This window comes from Micromonospora sp. PTRAS2 (assembly GCF_054052245.1).
In genome coordinates this window covers 59,978-79,149 of the sequence record NZ_JBSWBU010000007.1, presented here as the reverse complement: position 1 = coordinate 79,149, position 19,172 = coordinate 59,978, and the positions used below count along the sequence as shown (strand labels likewise).

The window sequence follows — 19,172 nt, the reverse complement described above, 5'->3', positions numbered from 1 at the left end:
CCGCGCGCCGGCACCGCCGGCGCGCGTCCGTCACCCCGCCGTCACCCGGGACCGTCCGGCGCTCGAACGCCGCCGGCGCAGCACCGCCGCACCGGCCATCACGGCCACCGCCACCGCGACCAACGCCGCCTCCGGCCACACCCCGACCCGGGTGGCCAGGGTGCGCCCGTCACCGAGGCGCAACTGCCGCGACACCACGGCCCGGGTGTTGAACCCGGTGGCGTCGGATACCCGCCCGTCGGCGCCGACGAACCCGGACACCCCCACCGTCGACGCCATCAACGACGCACGGCCGTGCTCCACCGCCCGCAACCGCACCATCGCCAACTGCTGGCGCGCCTCCGCCACGTCGAATGTCGCGTTGTTCGTCTGCACCACCAGCACCTGCGCCCCGCCGGTGACCGTGTCCCGCACCAGCCCGTCGTAGGCCACCTCGAAACAGATCACGTCACCCACCGTCACCGCACCCGCGTCCACGACCCCCGGCCGGTCACCGGCCACCATGTCGCTGCGGACCCGGTCGACCTCCTTGCTGATCATCCGCGCCACGTCCCGCAACGGCACGTACTCGGCGAACGGCACCGGATGCCGCTTCGTGTACATCTGCTCCAGATCAGGCCCGGCCCCCGGCCGCCACAGGATCCCCGCGTTCTGGCTCTGCCCCGGCCCCGGCCCCACCAGCACCGCACCCACCAGGATCGGCGCCCGCACCGCCGCCGCCGCGACGCCGATACGCTCACCGGCCGCCGCGCTGCGCAACGGGTCGATGTCGCTGGCGTTCTCCGGCCACACCACCAGGTCCGGCTGCGGGCGCTGCCCGGCCGCCACCTGCGCCGCCAGGTCCAACGTCGCCTGCACATGATTGTTCAGCACCGCCTGCCGCTGGGCGTTGAAGTCCAACCCCAGCCGCGGCACGTTGCCCTGCACCACCGCCACCGACACCGTGGCCCCACCACCGGCCACCCCCACCGGCACCAGCCACCCCACCGACAGCACCGCCACGGCCGCGACCGCCGGCCCCACCGCCGCCCACCGCACCCGCGCACCCCCGGCCCGCCACGGCCGCCACAGCGCCGCCACCAGCAGACCGCCCGCCGCGGCCACCGCGAACGTCACCAGCGGCGCCCCACCCCACGCCGCCAACCGCACCGTCGGCGCATCACCCTGGCTGAACGCCAACCGGCCCCACGGGAACCCCCCGAACGGGGCCCGCGACCGCAGCGCCTCCTGCCCCACCCACAACACCCCGCACACCAGCGGCCACGCCCACCGCCACCGGTCCACCACCGGCGACACCCACGCCGACGCGGCACCCAGCAGCGCCACCACCGCCGCCTGCGACAACGACAACAACACCCACGGCAGCATCCCCGTGTGCAGGTTCGTCCACTCCAGCAGCGGCGCGAACAACGCCAACCCCGCCAGGAAACCCAACCCCGCCCCGGCCCGCACCCGACGCCGGTGCGTCGCCGCCGCCAGCAACGCCACCCCCACCGGGGCACCCACCCACCAGTCGTACGGGGGGAACGCCACCAACAGCACCAGCCCGGCGGCCACCGCCACCGGCACGGCCACCCGCAACGGCAGCGGCCCCGCCCCCGGGCGCACCACGGGCGCATACGACGGGTCCTGCGCGACAGCCGTCACCGGCATCTCACCTGCGATCACACCGCCGAAGGCTACCCGCCCCACCCCGACAAGCCGGCGACAGACGCCACCTGCGAAACGGAAATCGGGGCGCGGCATACGCCGCACCCCGATGCTCCCAGGCCCTTCCCGGCCGGTGGGGCGAGGATCAGGCACAACGACCTTCGGACCGACCCGACGGGAAACTGGCTGCCCCCGCCTGGCCGTTGTCTACTGGCCGCGCACCTCACCCTGCCCGTACACCGGTAACCGCGGCCGGTTCGCGCCGCCCCGCCGACCCCCGCCCGCTGGACCTGGCCGCCGTAACCCGAAGGTCACTCGGCCAGCGGACGAAGGGACGAAGCGAACAACAGCCGCTTCCCGTAGTAGGACTCAAAGACGGTACGTGCCACCCCCCGGCCCCTGTCAACCCGCCCCGGCCAGTCGCCCCACCCGCCACGGCGTGTCGCGTCGGCGAGTCTCAATCCACGGCGAGATACCGACGCACCAACGCCCCCGCCGCCACCGGATGATCCGCCGCCAACAACCCCGCCGCCGCCAGCACGTACTCGACGTCCACCACCGCCCGCGCCGCCCGCGGCACCGCCCACCCACCCGCGTGATCCGACAACACCGCCCCCAACACCCCCGCACCCGCTTCCGCCGGCACGTGACGCAACACACCCCCCGACCCGACCAGCAACCGCACGTCCCGCAGATCCCGCCCCCCACGCTCCCCCGTCGCCCCGCCCCGCGCATGCCGACGCACCGCCACCGTCGCCGCCAACGCCGCGATCCGCGCGTCCACCACCCACCCCGCCTCATCCGCCGCCACGAACCCCGGATCCGCCGCCCGCACCCCCGCCGCCACCGCCAACGCCACCTCCTCCACCGCGTCGACCAGCCGCTCCTGCACCGCCGCCCGCACCACCCCCGGCGCGCTCCACCGCACCCCCAGATCCCCCTCCACCGTGCGGGCCCGCCACAACGACCCGGCGACCTCCCGCCCCGGCCCCGCCGCCCGCTCGTCCGGCGTCAACACCGAATACACATCCGTCGTCGCACCACCCACGTCCACCACCACAAGATCACCACCGACGGCGTCCGCGAGGACCTCCACCCCCGTCAACACCGCATCCGGCGTCGCCGCCCGCACCAACCGCCCGAACCGGGGCCCCCGCGACAGGCGCTTCCCACCGATCACATGCCGCAGGAACACCTCCCGGATCGCCGCCCGCGCCGACCCCGGCTCCAACACCCCGATACGCGGCAGCACATTGTCGGCCACCGTCACCGGCGCCCCCGCCCCCGCCAACACCGCCCGCAACTCCTCGCGCACGTCGACGTTGCCCGCCAACACCACCGGCACCCGCCACCGCGCCCGCGCCAACCGCGTCGCGTTGTGCGTCAACACCGCCGCGTCACCACCGTCGGTGCCACCCACCAGCAACACCACGTCCGGACGCGCCGCCCGCAACGCCGACACCTGCGCCGCACCCAACCGGCCCGCGGCCACATGCACCACGTCCGCCCCCGCCGACAGGCCCACCCGCCGACCCGCCTGCGCCGTCACCAACGCCTCGTAGCCCACCACCGCCAGGCGCAACCCGCCACCGGCCGACGAACACACGTACCACGGCACGTCACCCACACCGGCCGCCGCCGTCGCCGCACCCACCGCCGCGTCCAACCCCCGCACCACGTCCGAACCCACCGTCGTCGGCGACGCCCCCGCACCCACCAGCCGACCAGCATCCAGGTCGACCACCACCGCCTTCGTGTACGTCGAACCGACGTCGACGCAGACCGCAGTGCTCACGCCACCGGCGGCACGACCACCGTGCCCGTCGCCGTCACCGCCACGATCGGCTCCGCCAACACCTCCGCCGCCGACTCACCCCGATCCGGGCGGCCCCGACACACCACCCGCGCCTCGAAGTCGATCGTGCGGCTCCGCGTGCCCACCCGCGTCACCGTCGCCACCGCCTCCACCACGTCACCCGCCCGCAACGGCGCCCGGAACTGCACCTCCGCATACGACGCGAACAACCCCTCGTCCCCGTCCGTACGGATACACACCTCCGTCGCCACATCACCGAACAACCCCAACGCGTACGCCCCGTCGACCAGGTTCCCCGCATAATGCGCATGCGAATACGGCACATACCGGCGGTGCACGACGGTCAGACCGACCCGGGGATCACTCATGCGACACTCGCCTTCCTCGACGTGATCAGAGCATGAACGAGATAACTGGCCACCTCACCCGGAGTCGTGCCCCGGCCGAAGATCCGATCCACGCCCAACTCGCCGGTCATCGACTCGTCGAACCGCGGCCCACCGACGATCAACAACGGCCGCCTCCCGGCCGGCATCGCCTCCCGGAACGCCGCCGACATCTCCCTCGTGTTGTGCAGGTGCGCATCCCGCTGCGTCACCACCTGCGACACCAGCACCGCGTCAGCGCGTTCCCGCCGCGCCGCCTCCACCAGCTCCGGCACACTCACCTGCGCACCCAGGTTCGTCACCTTCAACTCCCGGTAGTACTCCAGACCCTTCTCCCCGGCGATGCCCTTCACGTTGAGGATCGCGTCGATGCCCACCGTGTGCGCGTCCGTGCCGATGCACGCCCCCACCACCGACAGCTTCCGCCGCAGCCGCCGCTTCACCACCGCGTTGACCTCCTTGGCCGACAACAGCGGATAGTCACGCTCCACCACCTGCACCTTCGCCAGGTCCACCAGGTGGTTCACCCGCCCATACACCACGAAGAACGTGAACCCGTCGCCCATCTGCCGGGCATGCACCAGCATCGCCGGATCCAGGCCCATCTTGTTCGCCAACTGCACCGCCGCGCCCTCGGCCCGCTTGTCGTGCGGCACCGGCAACGTGAACGACACCTGCACCATGCCGTCACCCGTCGTGTCCCCGTACGGCCGCACCACCGTCTTCTCGCTCACGCCGCGCTGGCCCGGCATGCTCTCGCGGCCCTCGCTCCGCTCACTCATGCCGGCTGCTCCAGGATCTCCGTGGCCGGGTTGTAGTAGTCGCCCTCGTGCCGCGCCACCCCGTCGAGACCCTTCCCCCGATCCGCCGGCCGCTTCATGATCCCGAACGTGCCCTCCGCGATCGCCGTCAACAACGACTGGTCCCCGATCCGCTCCAACAGATCCACCGCCTCACCCAACACCCGGCGCGCACGCTGCTGGATGAACCCACCCGACGCCGGCACGAAATCCTCGTGCAACCCGCCCGCCGCACCCAGCACGTACCGCACGTTCTGCAACGCGATGTCCCGATCCGACAACCACGGCGTCACCACCGCCTCCGTCATCATCCCGACCAGCAGAATCCCCTGCCCCGTCATCGCACCCACCAGGTTGAAGAACCCGTCGAGCAGATTCCCCCGGAACACGTCCCCCGTCATGTGCTTCGTCGGCGGCATCCACTTCAACGGCGCATCCGGAAACAACTCCCGCGCCAACAACGCGTGCGCCAACTCCAGACGCAACGACTCCGGCACATCCGGGTTGATCTCGAACGCGTGCCCCAACCCCAACTGCCAGTCCGCCAGCCCCGCCTCGTGCGCGAAGAACTCGTTCAACAACTGCGACACCGTCACCGTGTGCGCCTCGTCCACCGCATCCGCAGTGGTCAGGTAGTTGTCCTCACCCGTGTTGATGATGATTCCCGCCCGCGCGTGCACCTGCCGCGAGAACCGCTGATCCACGAACGTCCGGATCGGATTGATGTCCCGGAACAGAATCCCGTACATCGAATCGTTGAGCATCATGTCCAGCCGCTCCAGGCCCGCGAGCGTCGCCATCTCCGGCATGCACAGACCCGACGCGTAGTTCGTCAACCGCACATACCGACCCAACTCCCGCGACGAAGAATCCAACGCCGCCCGCATCAACCGGAAGTTCTCCTGCGTCGCGTACGTCCCCGCGAACCCCTCCCGCGTCGCACCCTCCGGCACATAGTCCAACAGCGACTGCCCCGTCGACCGGATCACCGCGATCACGTCCGCACCCGCCCGCGCCGCCGCCTGCGCCTGCGGAATGTCCTCGTAGATGTCACCCGTCGCCACGATCAGATAGATCCACGGCCGCTGCGCCGGATCCCCGAACCGCCTCACCAGACGATCCCGCTCCGCCCGCCGCCGATCGATCCGCCGGACCCCCGCCGCCACCGCCCGACGCGCCGCCCGACGCGCCGCCGTCGCCGCCCGCCCCGACGGCACGGCGAACCGCACCGACCCGGCCGCCGCCTTCTGCGCCAACAACGTCACATCCGACACGCCCTCCCGCGCCAGCGCGTCGAACACCGGCACCGCCACCCCATGCCCCAACCCCACATCGGCGACCACCGCGTCGACCAGCCGGTTCACCCACGGAATCCCGTCCGGATCAGCACCGGACACCCCCGCAAGCCGCAACACCGCCCGCTCCACCGACACCGTCGTGTGGCTACGCGCCAAATCCACCACCGGCTGCCCGGCCCGACGCGCCAACTCCCGCGCCCGCCCCACCAGCGCCGGATCCAACCCAAGCTTGCCCGTCACGACACGCCTTCCTCGTAGATCACGTCACCCCGCAACACCGTCGCCCGACACACCGGCAACGGCGTCGGATCACCCGCACCCCGCAACTCCGGGTCCTCGGCCTGCAACACCGGCAACCCCCGATCCACCCCCGCCGGGGAGTCCCACACCGCGAACGTCGCCGGCGCCCCCAACGCCAACACACCCTCGTTGTCCAGATGCACCGCCCGCCACCCACCCCGGGTATGCGCCGCGAACGCCGCCCGCACACTCATCCGCTGCACCGGATTGTGATGCGCCGCCGCCGCCCGCACCGAACCCCACGGATCCAACGGCGTCACCGGCGAATCAGACCCGAAAGCCAACGCCACCCCCACCGAATGCATCGCACCCATCGGATTCGACTCCAACGACCGCGACAACCCCAACCGCGCCTCATACATCCGACCCGCACCACCCCACAACCGGTCGAACGCCGGCTGCATCGACGCCACGATCCCGAACTCCACAAAACCCGCGATCAACCGCCGGCTCATCAACTCCGCGTGCTCCACCCGATGCCGCCCCGCCCGCAACCGCTCCACCCCCACCCGCTCCGCCGCCCCCGCGAACCCCGCCAACACCGTCCCGATCGCCGCATCACCGATCGCGTGGAACCCGCCCTGCACCCCGTGCGCCACACAATCCAACACGTGATCACGCACCTGCTCCGCCGACACGTACCCGTGCCCACACGCCCCCGGCTCCCCATCCAGGTACGCCGCCGACACGTGCGCCGTCCGCGACCCCAACGCACCATCGGCGAACAGATCCCCACCCGCCCCCACCGCACCCAACTCCCGCGCCCGCGCCGCACCCAACAGCTCACCCCAGTACCCGTACACCTCCGGCACACCCCGCCCGGACATCCCCAGCAACCCCGTGAAGTCCTCCTCGTCGGAGATCTCCGGACCACCGCACTCGTGCACCGCGGCGACACCCAACGACGCCGCATGCGCCAGGGCCCGCCGCTGCGCCGCTACCCGCTGCGCCCGCGTCACCGACCCGAACGCCGCCGCCCGCACCACATGGTGCGCGTCCCGACGCAACCACCCCGACGCGTCGAACCCGGCCGCCGACACCACCTCGGGGCACGCCGCCAGCAGCGCCTCCGACACCAACGCCGAATGAATCGACGCCTGCGACAGATACACCCGCCGCCCACCCGCCGCCCGACCCACCGCCGCCGCATCCGGCAACGCCACGTCGTCCCAACCCGACTCGTCCCACCCGTGCCCCAACACCACCGCGTCGCCCGGCAACCCCGCCGCGAACACCGACACCGCGTCCAACAACTGCCCCGCCGACCGCACCCCCGACAGGTCCAGCCCCGACAACGCCAACCCCGTGTCCGTCGCATGCACATGCGCATCCACGAACGCCGGCGTCACCAACGCCCCCGCCAGATCCACCACCCGGTCCGCCGACGGCGCCTCCGCGTCCACCCCCAACCAGACGATCCGCCCGTCACGCACCAACAACGCCGTCGCACGCGGATCCGCCGGACAATGCAGCACTCCACCGCGGTACAAGATCGAGGGACTAGTCATGACGTCAGTCTGCCGCCAACCGGGCCTCGAACAGGCCACGCACCCCAGGCTCCGACCGCAACAACCCCAACGCCAACTCCGCGTGCCCCGGCACGTACCCGTTGCCCACCAGCATCGTCACGTCCGCCGCCAACCCCTCCGCCCCCAACGCCGCCGCCGCGAAACTCGTCGCCATCGAGAAAAAGATCACCGTCCCGCCGTCCGCCGTGGCCAACACCGCCCCGTGCTCACAACCCGGCACATCCACACACACCACCGTCACGTCCGCCGGCACCCCCAACGCCGACGTCACCGCCGTCGACAACCCCACCGGATCCCGCGCATCGGCCAACACCACCTCCGACGCCAGACCCGCCGCCACCAACGCGTCACGCTCCGCCACCACCGGCACCACCCCGACCGTACGAGCCGCACCCGCCCGCCGCGCCGCGGCCAACGACAGCGACCCGCTCTTGCCCGCCCCACCGATCACCGCCACAGACACCGGCCGGGAATCACCGGCCCGCTCCCGCCGCGCCACCTGATCGGCCACCACCCGCGCCGTCAACGCCGGGGCCCCGCACACGTCCAACACCGCGAGCGACAACTCCGGATGCAGATCCGCCGGCAACACCGCCGCGATCGACCGCGCGAACAGGATCGCGTACCCGTCACACGGCACCTGCTCGCTGCGCCCGTCCCAGCGCGCCAACCCGTCGGTGATCGTCAACGGGGTCAGCGTCAGCGACACCAACGTCGCCACCCGATCACCCACCCGCAGCCCCAGCGGCGACCGCCGACCCGCCTCCTCCACGGTGCCGATCAGCATCCCGCCCGACCCCGTCACCGGGTTCTGCATCTTCCCCCGCGTCGCGACGATCTCCAGCACCTCGGCGCGGACCTTCTCCCCGTCCCCGCCGTGCTTCTGCCACAACTGCCGGAAACTCGCCGCGTCCAGGTTCAACCGCTCCACCCGGATCCGCACCTCGTTCGGCGCGATCGGCGCGCTGGCGTCCAACCGCCACGCCGCCTGCGGCAGCACCCCCGCCGGTTCGACAACGCGGTGCAGACCCACCGGTGACGTCACGCCGACCTCCCCTGTCCAACCGCCCGAAGCCCCGCCTGGGACTCGCATCGCGGGAAAACTTACGGCAGACTAATTTCTTCGCCGGATATTTTCCAGTAGCCTACGGGCCGCCGATCATCCGCACCACGCACCGAGGAGGGGCCGTGACCCAGACCCAACCGGCTGAGACCATCCCTGCGCCCCGTCACGCCCCGGTCGCCGCACCGACCGCCGGACAGCCCTACGAATACCGCCGCAGCCCCCTGGTCGAACCCGACTGGACCCGCTTCCCCGGCTGGCGCCACGTCACCCGAGACCAGTGGGAAAGCGCCCAGTGGCAGCGCGTCAACTGCGTCAAGAACATCAAGCAGCTGCACGCCGTCCTCGGCGACACCGTCGACGAGTCCTTCTACGCCGACCTGGAGGCCGACCAGCAGGCCCTGGCCACCATGTCCATGCTCGTGCCACCCCAAATGATCAACACCATGGTGCCGCACGCGCCCCTGACCACCGCCGCGCTCCTCGCCGACCCCATCCGGCGCTACATGATCCCCGTCGCCTCCGACCGGCGCACCGACTGGCCCTCCCACCCGTACGCCAGCCGCGACTCCCTCCACGAGCACGACATGTGGGTCGCCGAGGGCCTCACCCACCGCTACCCGACGAAGGTCCTCGCCGAACTGCTCTCCACCTGCCCCCAGTACTGCGGGCACTGCACCCGGATGGACCTCGTCGGCAACTCCACCCCCGCCGTCGACAAGCTCAAGCTCACCCTCAAGCCCGTCGACCGGTACGACGCCCACATCACCTACCTCAAGGCCCACCCCGGCGTACGCGACGTCGTCGTCTCCGGCGGTGACGTGGCCAACGTGCCGTGGCGCAACCTCGAGTCGTACCTGATGCGGCTGCTGGAGATCGAAACCATCCGCGACGTCCGGCTCGCCACCAAGGCCCTCATGGGCCTGCCCCAGCACTGGCTGCAGCCCGACGTCGTCGAGGGCTTGGAGCGGGTCGCCCGCACCGCCGCCCGCCGCGGCGTCAACCTGGCCATCCACACCCACGTCAACCACGCCCAGTCAATCACCCCGCTGGTCGCGAAGGCCGCCCAGACCGCCCTCGACGTCGGCGTACGCGACGTGCGCAACCAGGGCGTGCTCATGCGCGGCGTCAATGCCACCGCCCCCGACCTGCTCGACCTCTGTTTCGCACTCCAGGGCGAGGCGGGCATCCTGCCCTACTACTTCTACATGTGCGACATGATCCCCAACGCCGAGCACTGGCGGGTCCCCGTGTGGCACGCCCAGCAGCTCCAGCACGACATCATGGGCTACCTGCCCGGCTACGCCACCCCGCGGATCGTCTGCGACGTGCCGTTCGTCGGCAAGCGGTGGGTGCACATGCTCACCGACTACGACCGCGAGCGCGGCATCTCCTACTGGACGAAGAACTACCGCACCTCGATCGAGTCGGCCGACCTGGAGGCGCTCAACAAGCGCTACGCCTACTACGACCCGATCGACACCCTGCCCGCCGCCGGCCAGCAGTGGTGGCACGAGCACCGCGACGACTGATCGACACCCGCTCGACCCATGGGCCCCGGCGTATGCCGGGGCCCATGCTTTTTCGGGTTCGGCGTGGCATGCCACGCCCCCTAGCGCGTCCTAGGATGCTAGGGTTGGTGCTTCGGCTTCGACGTGGCGCCGGCCGGCGAGCAGCGGCGAGGGTGCGCCACGATGGGCGGCGCGCCAGGCCGCGATCAGCAGCAGCACCGCCCAGAGCATGACGACGGTGGTGGAGACGGCGGCGACGGTTCCCGACGCGGCGGCCGACGCCGAGGACAGGTTGTAGGCCACGTGCCAGCAGGCAGCGACGGCGATGCCGCCGCCCGCAGCGTTGTACACGTACGCCAGCACCACCGCGCCGGCGAGCATGCCGAGGAAGAAGCCGGGCAGCACGGCGGGGCGGAAGCCGCGGAAGGTGGCCAGGATGACGAACAGCGGAGCGTGCCAGACCGCCCACCCGACGGCGGTGAGCAGCACCGCCCGGACCGGCCCGTGGCGGGCCTGGAGCCGCTCCTGGGCGAAGCCACGCCACCCGCCCTCCTCCCCCAGGCCGTTGAGCACGACCAGGCCCAGGAGCATCGGCAGCGCCGCCGACGGCAACCCGCTGATCACGAACAGGTCCCGCCAGGGTGGGAGCGGCTGACCGGCCAGGGCGGCGACGACCAGCCCGGCGGCCAGCATCGCCAGCGGGCTGGCCGCCAGCGCCGCCGTACGCCAGCCGCCGCGCCAGCGCCACAGCCGGCCGACGTACCCGGCCACCGCCGCCCGACCACCGGTCAGCGCGGTGACGGTCACCGCCGCCAGCAGCGGCCCGAGCAGGCCGGGCATGTGCGTGGGCCACGGATCGCCGCCCCGCACCACGCCCCCGGCGACCGCGATCGGCACCCACCAACCCCACGACAGCAGGTACGCCAGGGCGAAGAACGACGCCACCGGCCACCGCCGCACCAACCCACGCAGCTTGACGACCATGCCCCGAGTACAGCAGCGGCCGGCCGCCCCCGGACAGGGCCGGAAGACCGCGACAGACCGGCCGACAGCCCGTGTCCAACCTGGACACGAACGCCTCCGGCCGGGCCCGGGTTGCGGGAAACCTTCAACCCCGACAGTTCGATTGAAGGGTATCGACATCGACGGGTGTAACCGGATAGCGTGCCGTCATCCCTGCCCACCGACCGGGCGGACCACCGTCCGCCGCCGTGAGGAGTGCCGTGGCCACGTCACCCGTCGCCCGCCTGCGCCGCCGAGGACTCCTCGGCTTCCCCGCCCTCGTCGCCGCCGCGCTCACCGTCGCCCTGCGCCCCGCGCCCGCCCGGGCCGAGGCACGCGCCGAGTGCCTCGCCGACCTGACCGAGCAGTCCTGATGGCCACCGTCGGCTGGCTCGCCGACGTCCTGCGCGCCGCCGGCGTACAGGTCGTCGAGGAGGGTGACTGGCGCAACCGGATGCGCCCCGGCGACTTCGACCCCATCGGCGTGCTGTGGCACCACACCGCCTCCACCTCCAGCGCCACCAACCCCCACCCCGCCCTGGGCATCTGCATCAACGGCCGCTCCGACCTGCCCGGGCCCCTCTGCCAGGCCCTCGTCGACTACCACGGCGTGTTCCACCTCATCTCCGCCGGCCGCGCCAACCACGCCGGCACCAGCGGCGGCAGCGGACCCATCCCCGCCGGCGACGGCAACACCCTCATGATCGGCTGGGAGATCGACTACAACGGCGTCAGCCAGGAGATGACCCCCGCCCAGTACGAGGCGTCGCTGCGCGCCACCGCCGCCGTGCTCACCCGCCTCGGCCGCGACGCGAGCTATGCCCGCGGCCACCGCGAGACCAGCACCACCGGCAAGATCGACCCGTCGTTCATCGACCTGGACGTCATGCGCGCCGACGTCGCCGCCCGGATGAGCGGCGGCACCGCCTGGAGCACGATCGTCGACAACGCCACCTCGGGCCGCTTCACCGCCAGCGCCAACTGGCGCGTCTCCACCTACTCAGGCCAGCGCTACGGCGCCGACTACCGCTACGCCGACCCCGTCGCCTCCAGCGACGTCGCCTGGTACCGGGTCAACGTCCCCGCCACCGGCACCTACCGCGTCGACGCCTGGTGGCCGGCCAACGCCGGATACAACAACGCCACCCCGTACCTCGTCGCCACCACCACCGGCAACAAGACCGTGTACGCCGACCAGCGTGCCACCGGCGGGCAGTGGCGCGCCCTCGGCACCTTCACCCTCCCCGCCGGCGACGCCAACCGGGTCGGCGTGAGCCGGTGGACCACCGGCACCGGCCTCGTCATCGCCGACGCGATCCGCCTCACCCGGGTTTCCTAGCCCACGCTCCTCCCCCGGCGGCGGGGACGGCACCGACGACGGCGGCCCCGGAGAAGAATCCTCCGGGGCCGCCGCGCGGTCGGGTCACTTGGTGAACGCGTCGCGCACGTCCCGTCCGGCGTCCTTGACGTGCTCGCCCGCCTGCCGGGCCCGCGCGTCGCTCTGCTCGGTGGCGCCCTCGGCCCGCAGACGCTCGTTGTCGGTCATGTCGCCGACGCGCTCCTTGGCAGCGCCGGCCAGCTCCTGGGCCTTGTTCTTCGCCTTGTCGGTGAAGCTCATGTCGACTCCCTCTGCTCCGGCGTTCCGGGGCCTCACTGCCCCTGACCATAGGCATGCCCGGGGCGCGGGCAGCGGAAACCTCGTGGCAGCGGGGCGGCACACACCCGCTAGGGCATCCTAGGCTGCTAGGGTAGTCGAGTGGGTCGCCCTCGCCCTCGCCGGCTCACGGCAGCGGGACGACGTAGGAATCGACCCGGGCGATCAGCCCGGCGCGGAACGTGAACAGGTCGTTGAAGGCGAACCGGAACGGCCCGTGGTCGACCATGACACCCCGGCCCTCGCCTGCGGCGACGACGACCGGGCCGTCCTCGTGGACCCGCTGGACGTCGAGGTCCGGGCTGCCGGTGAAGGCCGGGTTCTCGATCTCCCCGTCGAACTCGGCCTTGCCCCGGGTGGTGCGGTGACCGTGGATGACCCATTCGACGTCCTCGGTCAGGGTGGCGAGGATCCGGGGGTGGTCACTCGTGCGGAACCCGGCGAAGTACTCCTCGACGAGCTGGCGCTGCGTGGCCTGTTCCATGGCATCTCTCCACTTCTGTGGTCGTCAGTGCCGCAGGTGCGCGGCGAGCGCGGCGAGGATCGACGCGAGCCCGTCCGCCGCCTGGGTGGTCCGCAGCTCCGGGGGAAGCCGACGCTGGTGGACCGTGAGATCGGTGCCGTCGCCCGCGGCGCGCATGGTCACGGTCGTGCGGAGCCCGGTCACGGGCTCGTCGAACACGAGCTCGCGCGGGGCGACGACGCTCACGTACACGAACCGGAGCCGGCGGACGGCGCCGCCGGGCGCGCGGGTGTCGAGCGCGAACTCACCGCCCGGTCTCAGGTCGACGGTCACGGATTCCGGCGGGACGACGGCGTGCGAACCACCCCAGAAGGCCGCGATGCTCGTCGGCGACGTGAACGCCGCCCAGACCCGGGCGGGTGCCGCCGGAAGGTGCCGGCGGGCGATCAGTTCGTCGCCGTGGAGCTCCGCGCGGGTCACGACGCCTCCCCGTCGGCGAGGTGCTGTTCGAGGGCGTCGAGCCGGTCGTGCCAGGCCCGGCGCTGGTCGTCGATCCACGTGCCGAGCTGGGAAAGCCGGTCGACCCGCAGCCGGCACGGCCGCCTGGTCCCCTCGCGGCGCTGGTCGACCAGGCCGCACCGCCGCAGCACACCGACGTGGTGGGAGATCGCCTGTGGGGTGAGGTCGAACGGCGCGGCGAGTTCCCCGACGGTGGCGTCACCGCGGGCGAGACGGGCCACCAGGGCACGACGCACCGGATCGCCGAGAGCGGCGAAGGCGGCGTCGAGGCCCGGGGCCGGCACCTGGAGCGAGGAGGGCATGCCTCACTGTAATGCAAACGAACGCTTTCACAAACACTGGCTTGTTGATGGACGGCCGGCTGGTCTCCCGTGTCGGCCGACGGGCGGGGCTGGTTGACTGGGCGGATGGGAGAGATCGTCCTCGTCCGCCACGGCGAGACCGAGTGGAGCGCCAGCCGCCGGCACACCTCGTACACCGACCTGGAGCTCACCGCCGACGGCGAGCGGGAGGCCCGCGGCCTCGCCGCGCTCCTGGCCGGCCGGCGCTTCGCCCTGGTGCTGGCCAGCCCGCGCCGCCGCGCGCTGCGCACCGCCGAACTGGCCGGGCTGGCCAGCACGGCGGTCGACGAGGACCTGGCCGAGTGGAACTACGGCCGGTACGAGGGCGTCACCACCGCCGACATCCACACCACTCGCCCGGGGTGGAACATCTGGACCGACGGCTGCCCCGCCGGGGAGTCACCCGCCGAGGTGGGCGCGCGGCTCGACCGGGTCCTGGCCCGCGCCGCCGCCGCGCTCGCCGACGGCGACGTCGCCCTGGTCGGCCACGCGCACAGCCTGCGGGTGCTGGGCGCCCGGTGGATCGGCCTGCCGCCGTCGGGCGGCGGGCTGCTGCGGCTGGACACCGCCACGGTCAGCACCCTCGGCCACGAGCACGGCCGGCCGGTCATCCTGCGGTGGAACCAGCCGCCTCCCCCGCCGCCCGGGACCGCGCCCGCGCCGACAACTCGCCGTTGATCTTCGGCGGCCGGTTCTCGTACGGGGTGGACAGGACCACGGTGGTGCGGGTGGTGACGTTCGCGGCCGTGCGGATCTCCTGGAGCAGCCGCTCCAGGTCGGCCGGGGAGGCCACCCGCACCAGCAGCAGGTAGAAGTCCTCCCCCGCCACCGAGTAGCAGGAGTCGATCTCGGGCAGGTGGGCCAGCCGCTCCGGGGCGTCGTCGGGCTGCGACGGGTCGAACGGCCGGATCGCCACGAACGCGCTCAGCGGCAGGTCCACCGCCTCGAAGGAGACCCGGGCGGCGTACCCCCGGATCACCCCGCGCTGCTCCAGCCGGCGGACCCGCTGGTGCACGGCGGACACCGACAGGCCCACCTTCTCCGCCAGATCCGTGTACGACAGCCGCCCGTCGGCGGTCAGCGCCGCGACGATGGCCCGGTCGATCTCCTCCACGGCGTGCAACCTACCGGTAAAAGCGCTCCCACGCGACGACGCCCCCGCCCTACGTGACGCCCGGTGCACCTAAGGTGACCTTCCGCAGTGGCCTCAGTCCCACTGGTCCTGGTTGAGGAAGCGGGCGAAGCCGCGCCAGGAGTTCGGGCCCATCACCCCGTCGACCGGGCCGGTGTAGCCCCAGCCGGAGGCGAGCCGCTGGACGGCCTTCCAGGTGTTGACCCCGGGCACGCCGTCGATCGGGCCGGTGTAGCCGTAGCCGCGCATGGCCCGCTGCAGGGCGGCGTAGGTGTTCACCCCGGGCACGCCGTCGATCGGGCCCGTGTAGCCCGACGTGATCCGCAGCCAGTTCTGCATCCGCTTGTAGCAGATGGGGCCCGGGATGCCGTCCTGCTCGGTGGTCGTCTTGGGCAGGCCGCCGCCCGGGTTCTGGCCGACGTAGGTCAGCGGATTGATCCGCACCCCGCTCGGGTTGATCATGTGCCAGTGCAGGTGCGGGCCGGTGGAGTTGCCGGAACCGGGGGCACCGACGGCACCCCCGGAACGCCCCACCACCGTCCCGGCGGCGACGGCGGTGCCGTCGGACAGCAGGAACTGCGACAGGTGCATGTACTGGCTGCGGTAGCCGTCGGCGTGGTGGATGGTCACGGTGTGCCCGCCCGTGCCGTTGTTCGGGATGTTCTGGATCGTCCCGGCGCCGCAGGCCGGCAGGTTCGTGCCGACGCCCATCCCGAAGTCGATGCCGCCCAGCGAGCCGCTGCTGAGGTGCTCCTCCCAGGTGCCGGTGATCGGGTAGCCGGCGAACGGGTTGTAGATGGCGGGCGCCGCGTGGGCCATCCCCGGCAGGCCGACGACGCCGCCGACGGTGAGGGCGCCGGTGGTCAGCGCCGCACCCCGCAGCAGCGTACGGCGGCTGAGCCCGGCCTGCGGCGGCGCGGACGGGCCGCCGCAGCAGCCGGGCGGGTTCTCGTGATCCATGCGCGGGCCTCCGTGCGGTCGTCGACGGACCATGGCAAGCAGAGGCTAGCCATCAGATAGTCAGACATCAATCGTTGACACCGGGGGCCGGCGGTGCGGGGCCGGGCCCGCACCGCGGGCGCGCGCTCAGCCCCTGGCCAGGGCGCGGGAGATCACCAGGCGCTGGATCTGGTTGGTGCCCTCGACGATCTGGAGCACCTTCGCCTCCCGCAGGTAGCGCTCGACGGGATGGTCGGCGACGTAGCCGGCCCCGCCGAGCACCTGCACCGCGTCGATGGTCACCCGCATCGCCACGTCCGTGGCGAACAGCTTCGCCTTCGCCGCCTCGATCGAGTACGGCCGGCCGGCGTCGCGCAGCCGCGCGGCGGCCAGCATGAGCGCGCGGGCGGCGGAGATCTGGGTGGCGTGGTCGGCCAGGGTGAAGCCGAGGCCCTGGAAGTCGACGATCGCCCGCCCGAACTGCCGACGCTCACGGGCGTAGCCGACCGCGTAGTCGAGGGCGGCCTGGGCCAGGCCGACGGCGCAGGCGGCGATGCCGAGGCGGCCGGAGTCCAGGGCTGACATGGCGATGGTGAAGCCGGCGCCCTCCCCGCCGATGAGGCGGTCGGCGGGTACGCGCGCGTCGTCGAAGGCGACCTGCGCCACCGGGGAGGCGTGCAGGCCCATGGTCCGCTCGGCGGCCTGCGGCACGATGCCGGGGGTGTCGCGGTCGGCGAGCAGGCAGGAGATGCCCTTCGGGCCGGGCCCGCCGGTGCGGCAGAAGATGTTGTAGAAGTCGGCCACCTGCGCGTGGGTGATCCACGCCTTGGTGCCGGTGACCACGTACGCCTCGCCGTCGCGCACGGCCCTCGTGGTCAGCGCCGCCGCGTCCGAGCCACCCTGCGGCTCCGACAGGCAGTACGCGCCGAGCAGGTCGCCGCCGATCATGTCGGGCAGCAGCTTGCGCTGGGCGTCCGTGCCAAACTGCGCCAGGGGGTAGCAGGACAGGGTGTGCACGCTGACCGCCTCGGCGACGGCGAGCCAGCGGCTGGCGAGGACCTCCAGCACCTGCAGGTACACCTCGTACGGCTGGGCGGCCCCGCCGTGCTCCTCGGCGTAGGGCAGGCCGAGCAGGCCGGCGCGGCCGAGGGTGCGCAGCACCTCCCGGGGGAACTCGGCGCGGGACTCGAACCCGGCGGCGCGGGGGGCGAGTTCCCGGTCGGCGAGTTCGGTGGCGAGGTCGAGCAGGTCGTGGGCCTCGTCGGTGGGCAGGATCCGGTCGACGGTCATAGCGCGCTGAGCTCCGTGGGGGTGGTGTTGAGCCGGTCTCGCCGCCCGTCGTGCGGACGGCGTCGGGTTCCGGTGGCCGGTTCTGCCGTCGGTTCCCACCCTGTGAGCTTAACGGTCGTTTGGTCGCCTGCGGGAGGCGCTCGCGGCGGCGGTGTCGCGTCGAACCCGCCCGAGGCGGGCGGCGACGTCGATAGCCTGGACCCACGCCGGCACCGGAACACCGGCCGACGGACGGGAAGGCGACGCGATGGGCGGCGAGCGGGAACGCGGGGCGCGGCGCCGGCGCGGGCTGTTGTGGGCCGGCATCCTCGCCGTCGCCGGGCTGGTGCTGCTCGCGGTGGGCCTCACCGTCGCCAACGGGGCGCTCGCGTGGCTGGAGGCGGCCGTCGCCCTCGTCCTGCTGGTGGCGAGCTACGCCGTGCAGCGCCTCGCCCGCCGGGAGACGCTCTACCGGCACGACGGGCCGCGCTGACCGCCGCGCCGCGCCCGGATCGTCGGACGGCTGTGCCAGGCTGTCCGGCGTGGCACACCGACCCCCGATCCTGCTGATCGACGCTCCCAGCCTCTACTTCCGGGCCTACTTCGGCGTCCCCGAGTCCGCCGCGCGGGCCACCGACGGTAGCCCCGTCAACGCGGTGCGCGGCTTCCTCGACATGCTCACCACGCTGGTGCGCACCCGCCGCCCCGACCGGATGGTCTGCGCCCTGGACCACGACTGGCGTCCCGACTGGCGGGTGGCGCTCCTGCCGTCGTACAAGGCGCACCGGGTGGCCGCGGAGGGGGGCGAGGAGGTGCCCGACACCCTCGGCCCGCAGGTGCCGGTGATCCTGGACGTGCTGGCCGCGATCGGCATCACGGCGGTCGGCGCCACCGGTTACGAGGCCGACGACGTGCTGGGCACGCTATCGGTGACCCAGCCCGCGCCGGCGGAGGTGGTCTCCGGCGACCGGGACCTGTTCCAGCTCGTCGACGACGCGCGCGGGGTGCGGCTGCTCTACGTCGGGCGGGGCGTGGCGAAGCTGGAGGACTGCGACGACGCGGCGGTGCGCGCCCGCTACGGGGTGCCCGCCGACCGGTACGCCGACTTCGCGGCCCTGCGCGGCGACCCGAGCGACGGGCTGCCCGGGGTGCCGGGCGTCGGCGAGAAGACCGCGGCCCGGCTGGTCGACCGGTACGGCGGCGTCGCCGGCATCCTCGCCGCGCTCGACGACCCGGGCTCCGGGTTCGCCCCGGGCCTGCGGGCCCGGCTGGACGCCGCGCGCGACTACCTGGCCGTCGCGCCGACGGTGGTGCGGGTGGCGCTGGACGTGCCGCTGCCGGAGCTGCCCACGGCGCTGCCGCAGGCCCCGGCCGACCCGGACCGGCTGCTGGAGCTGGCCGAGCGCTGGAACCTGGCCGGTTCCTGCCGCCGCCTCGTCGACGCCCTCGCCACCCGCGACTGATCGCGCCGCCCGGCCTCGCCGCCAGCGACCGCGGCCC

21 protein-coding genes are annotated in these 19,172 nt (G+C 72.8%); 6 read left to right on the top strand and 15 right to left on the bottom strand.

Annotation, left to right across the window (positions count from 1 at the left end; translation table 11 throughout):
• Positions 1 to 30 precede the first annotated feature (30 nt).
• The 7 genes from lnt to kdd form a co-directional block, all read right to left on the bottom strand.
• A complete protein-coding gene (gene lnt, locus ACVMYR_RS21685) occupies positions 31 to 1,653 on the bottom strand; it encodes an apolipoprotein N-acyltransferase (RefSeq protein WP_457122692.1) in 1,623 nt (540 codons plus the stop codon).
• A 454-nt stretch (positions 1,654 to 2,107) separates the two neighbouring features.
• Positions 2,108 to 3,445 carry a glutamate mutase L gene (locus ACVMYR_RS21680; RefSeq protein WP_457122567.1) on the bottom strand — a complete coding sequence of 446 codons (1,338 nt, stop codon included), beginning with the start codon at positions 3,443 to 3,445 and terminating at the stop codon, positions 2,108 to 2,110.
• The gene (gene kal, locus ACVMYR_RS21675; protein ID WP_077940353.1) at positions 3,442 to 3,834 is read right to left on the bottom strand and encodes a 3-aminobutyryl-CoA ammonia lyase; all 393 of its coding nucleotides are present in this window, start codon (positions 3,832 to 3,834) and stop codon (positions 3,442 to 3,444) included. The genes ACVMYR_RS21680 and kal overlap by 4 nt, the downstream gene beginning before the upstream one ends.
• Entirely contained in the window at positions 3,831 to 4,604 is a 774-nt protein-coding gene (gene kamE, locus ACVMYR_RS21670; protein WP_096761755.1) for a lysine 5,6-aminomutase subunit beta, read from the bottom strand. Before kamE ends, kal begins: the two co-directional genes overlap by 4 nt.
• A gap of 26 nt (positions 4,605 to 4,630) precedes the next feature.
• Positions 4,631 to 6,190 (bottom strand): lysine 5,6-aminomutase subunit alpha, encoded by a 1,560-nt coding sequence (kamD, locus tag ACVMYR_RS21665; protein ID WP_457122566.1) that lies wholly within the window; start codon positions 6,188 to 6,190, stop codon positions 4,631 to 4,633.
• A complete protein-coding gene (locus ACVMYR_RS21660; RefSeq protein WP_091284563.1) occupies positions 6,187 to 7,758 on the bottom strand; it encodes an amidohydrolase in 1,572 nt (523 codons plus the stop codon). Before ACVMYR_RS21660 ends, kamD begins: the two co-directional genes overlap by 4 nt.
• Positions 7,759 to 7,762: 4 nt before the next feature.
• Positions 7,763 to 8,872: an L-erythro-3,5-diaminohexanoate dehydrogenase gene (gene kdd, locus ACVMYR_RS21655; RefSeq protein WP_457122565.1), complete on the bottom strand. Its 1,110-nt coding sequence runs from the start codon at positions 8,870 to 8,872 to the stop codon at positions 7,763 to 7,765.
• Positions 8,873 to 8,967: 95 nt separating this feature from the next.
• Between kdd and ACVMYR_RS21650 the strand changes: the two genes are divergently transcribed.
• A complete protein-coding gene (locus ACVMYR_RS21650) occupies positions 8,968 to 10,374 on the top strand; it encodes a KamA family radical SAM protein (protein WP_077940356.1) in 1,407 nt (468 codons plus the stop codon).
• A 90-nt stretch (positions 10,375 to 10,464) separates the two neighbouring features.
• On the opposite strand, the gene ACVMYR_RS21645 is transcribed toward ACVMYR_RS21650, so the two are convergent.
• Entirely contained in the window at positions 10,465 to 11,337 is an 873-nt protein-coding gene (locus tag ACVMYR_RS21645; RefSeq protein ID WP_457122564.1) for a CPBP family glutamic-type intramembrane protease, read from the bottom strand.
• 239 nt (positions 11,338 to 11,576) lie between these two features.
• Here ACVMYR_RS21645 and ACVMYR_RS21640 point away from each other — a divergent pair, with 239 nt between their 5' ends.
• On the top strand, positions 11,577 to 11,729 hold the full coding sequence (locus ACVMYR_RS21640) for a hypothetical protein (protein WP_198956787.1): 153 nt from the start codon (positions 11,577 to 11,579) through the stop codon (positions 11,727 to 11,729).
• Positions 11,729 to 12,694 (top strand): golvesin C-terminal-like domain-containing protein, encoded by a 966-nt coding sequence (locus tag ACVMYR_RS21635; RefSeq protein WP_077940358.1) that lies wholly within the window; start codon positions 11,729 to 11,731, stop codon positions 12,692 to 12,694. Before ACVMYR_RS21640 ends, ACVMYR_RS21635 begins: the two co-directional genes overlap by 1 nt.
• Before the next feature lie 84 nt (positions 12,695 to 12,778).
• Here the strand turns inward: ACVMYR_RS21635 and ACVMYR_RS21630 are convergent, their stop codons facing one another.
• The 4 genes from ACVMYR_RS21630 to ACVMYR_RS21615 all read right to left on the bottom strand — a co-directional run bounded on the left by ACVMYR_RS21630 (position 12,779) and on the right by ACVMYR_RS21615 (position 14,293).
• Entirely contained in the window at positions 12,779 to 12,973 is a 195-nt protein-coding gene (locus tag ACVMYR_RS21630; RefSeq protein ID WP_043969178.1) for a CsbD family protein, read from the bottom strand.
• Positions 12,974 to 13,136: 163 nt separating this feature from the next.
• Positions 13,137 to 13,493 carry a nuclear transport factor 2 family protein gene (locus ACVMYR_RS21625; RefSeq protein WP_077940359.1) on the bottom strand — a complete coding sequence of 119 codons (357 nt, stop codon included), beginning with the start codon at positions 13,491 to 13,493 and terminating at the stop codon, positions 13,137 to 13,139.
• A gap of 24 nt (positions 13,494 to 13,517) precedes the next feature.
• Positions 13,518 to 13,952, bottom strand: coding sequence for an SRPBCC family protein (locus ACVMYR_RS21620; protein ID WP_077940360.1), 435 nt, complete (start codon positions 13,950 to 13,952; stop codon positions 13,518 to 13,520).
• A complete protein-coding gene (locus tag ACVMYR_RS21615) occupies positions 13,949 to 14,293 on the bottom strand; it encodes an ArsR/SmtB family transcription factor (RefSeq protein WP_077940361.1) in 345 nt (114 codons plus the stop codon). The genes ACVMYR_RS21620 and ACVMYR_RS21615 overlap by 4 nt, the downstream gene beginning before the upstream one ends.
• Positions 14,294 to 14,398: 105 nt before the next feature.
• On the opposite strand from ACVMYR_RS21615, the gene ACVMYR_RS21610 reads away from it, so the two are divergent.
• Positions 14,399 to 15,010, top strand: coding sequence for a histidine phosphatase family protein (locus tag ACVMYR_RS21610; RefSeq protein WP_457122563.1), 612 nt, complete (start codon positions 14,399 to 14,401; stop codon positions 15,008 to 15,010).
• On the opposite strand, the gene ACVMYR_RS21605 is transcribed toward ACVMYR_RS21610, so the two are convergent.
• The 3 genes from ACVMYR_RS21605 to ACVMYR_RS21595 form a co-directional block, all read right to left on the bottom strand.
• A complete protein-coding gene (locus ACVMYR_RS21605; RefSeq protein ID WP_077940363.1) occupies positions 14,940 to 15,446 on the bottom strand; it encodes an Lrp/AsnC family transcriptional regulator in 507 nt (168 codons plus the stop codon). The two genes, ACVMYR_RS21610 and ACVMYR_RS21605, sit on opposite strands and share 71 nt — an antisense overlap.
• Before the next feature lie 93 nt (positions 15,447 to 15,539).
• Positions 15,540 to 16,424 (bottom strand): peptidoglycan DD-metalloendopeptidase family protein, encoded by an 885-nt coding sequence (locus tag ACVMYR_RS21600; protein ID WP_077940364.1) that lies wholly within the window; start codon positions 16,422 to 16,424, stop codon positions 15,540 to 15,542.
• 126 nt (positions 16,425 to 16,550) lie between these two features.
• On the bottom strand, positions 16,551 to 17,693 hold the full coding sequence (locus ACVMYR_RS21595) for an acyl-CoA dehydrogenase family protein (RefSeq protein ID WP_396792538.1): 1,143 nt from the start codon (positions 17,691 to 17,693) through the stop codon (positions 16,551 to 16,553).
• Between the two features lie 247 nt (positions 17,694 to 17,940).
• On the opposite strand from ACVMYR_RS21595, the gene ACVMYR_RS21590 reads away from it, so the two are divergent.
• Both ACVMYR_RS21590 and ACVMYR_RS21585 read left to right on the top strand, forming a co-directional pair.
• The gene (locus tag ACVMYR_RS21590) at positions 17,941 to 18,165 is read left to right on the top strand and encodes a hypothetical protein (RefSeq protein ID WP_178065474.1); all 225 of its coding nucleotides are present in this window, start codon (positions 17,941 to 17,943) and stop codon (positions 18,163 to 18,165) included.
• A gap of 49 nt (positions 18,166 to 18,214) precedes the next feature.
• Entirely contained in the window at positions 18,215 to 19,135 is a 921-nt protein-coding gene (locus tag ACVMYR_RS21585; RefSeq protein ID WP_431896624.1) for a 5'-3' exonuclease, read from the top strand.
• Positions 19,136 to 19,172 lie beyond the last annotated feature (37 nt).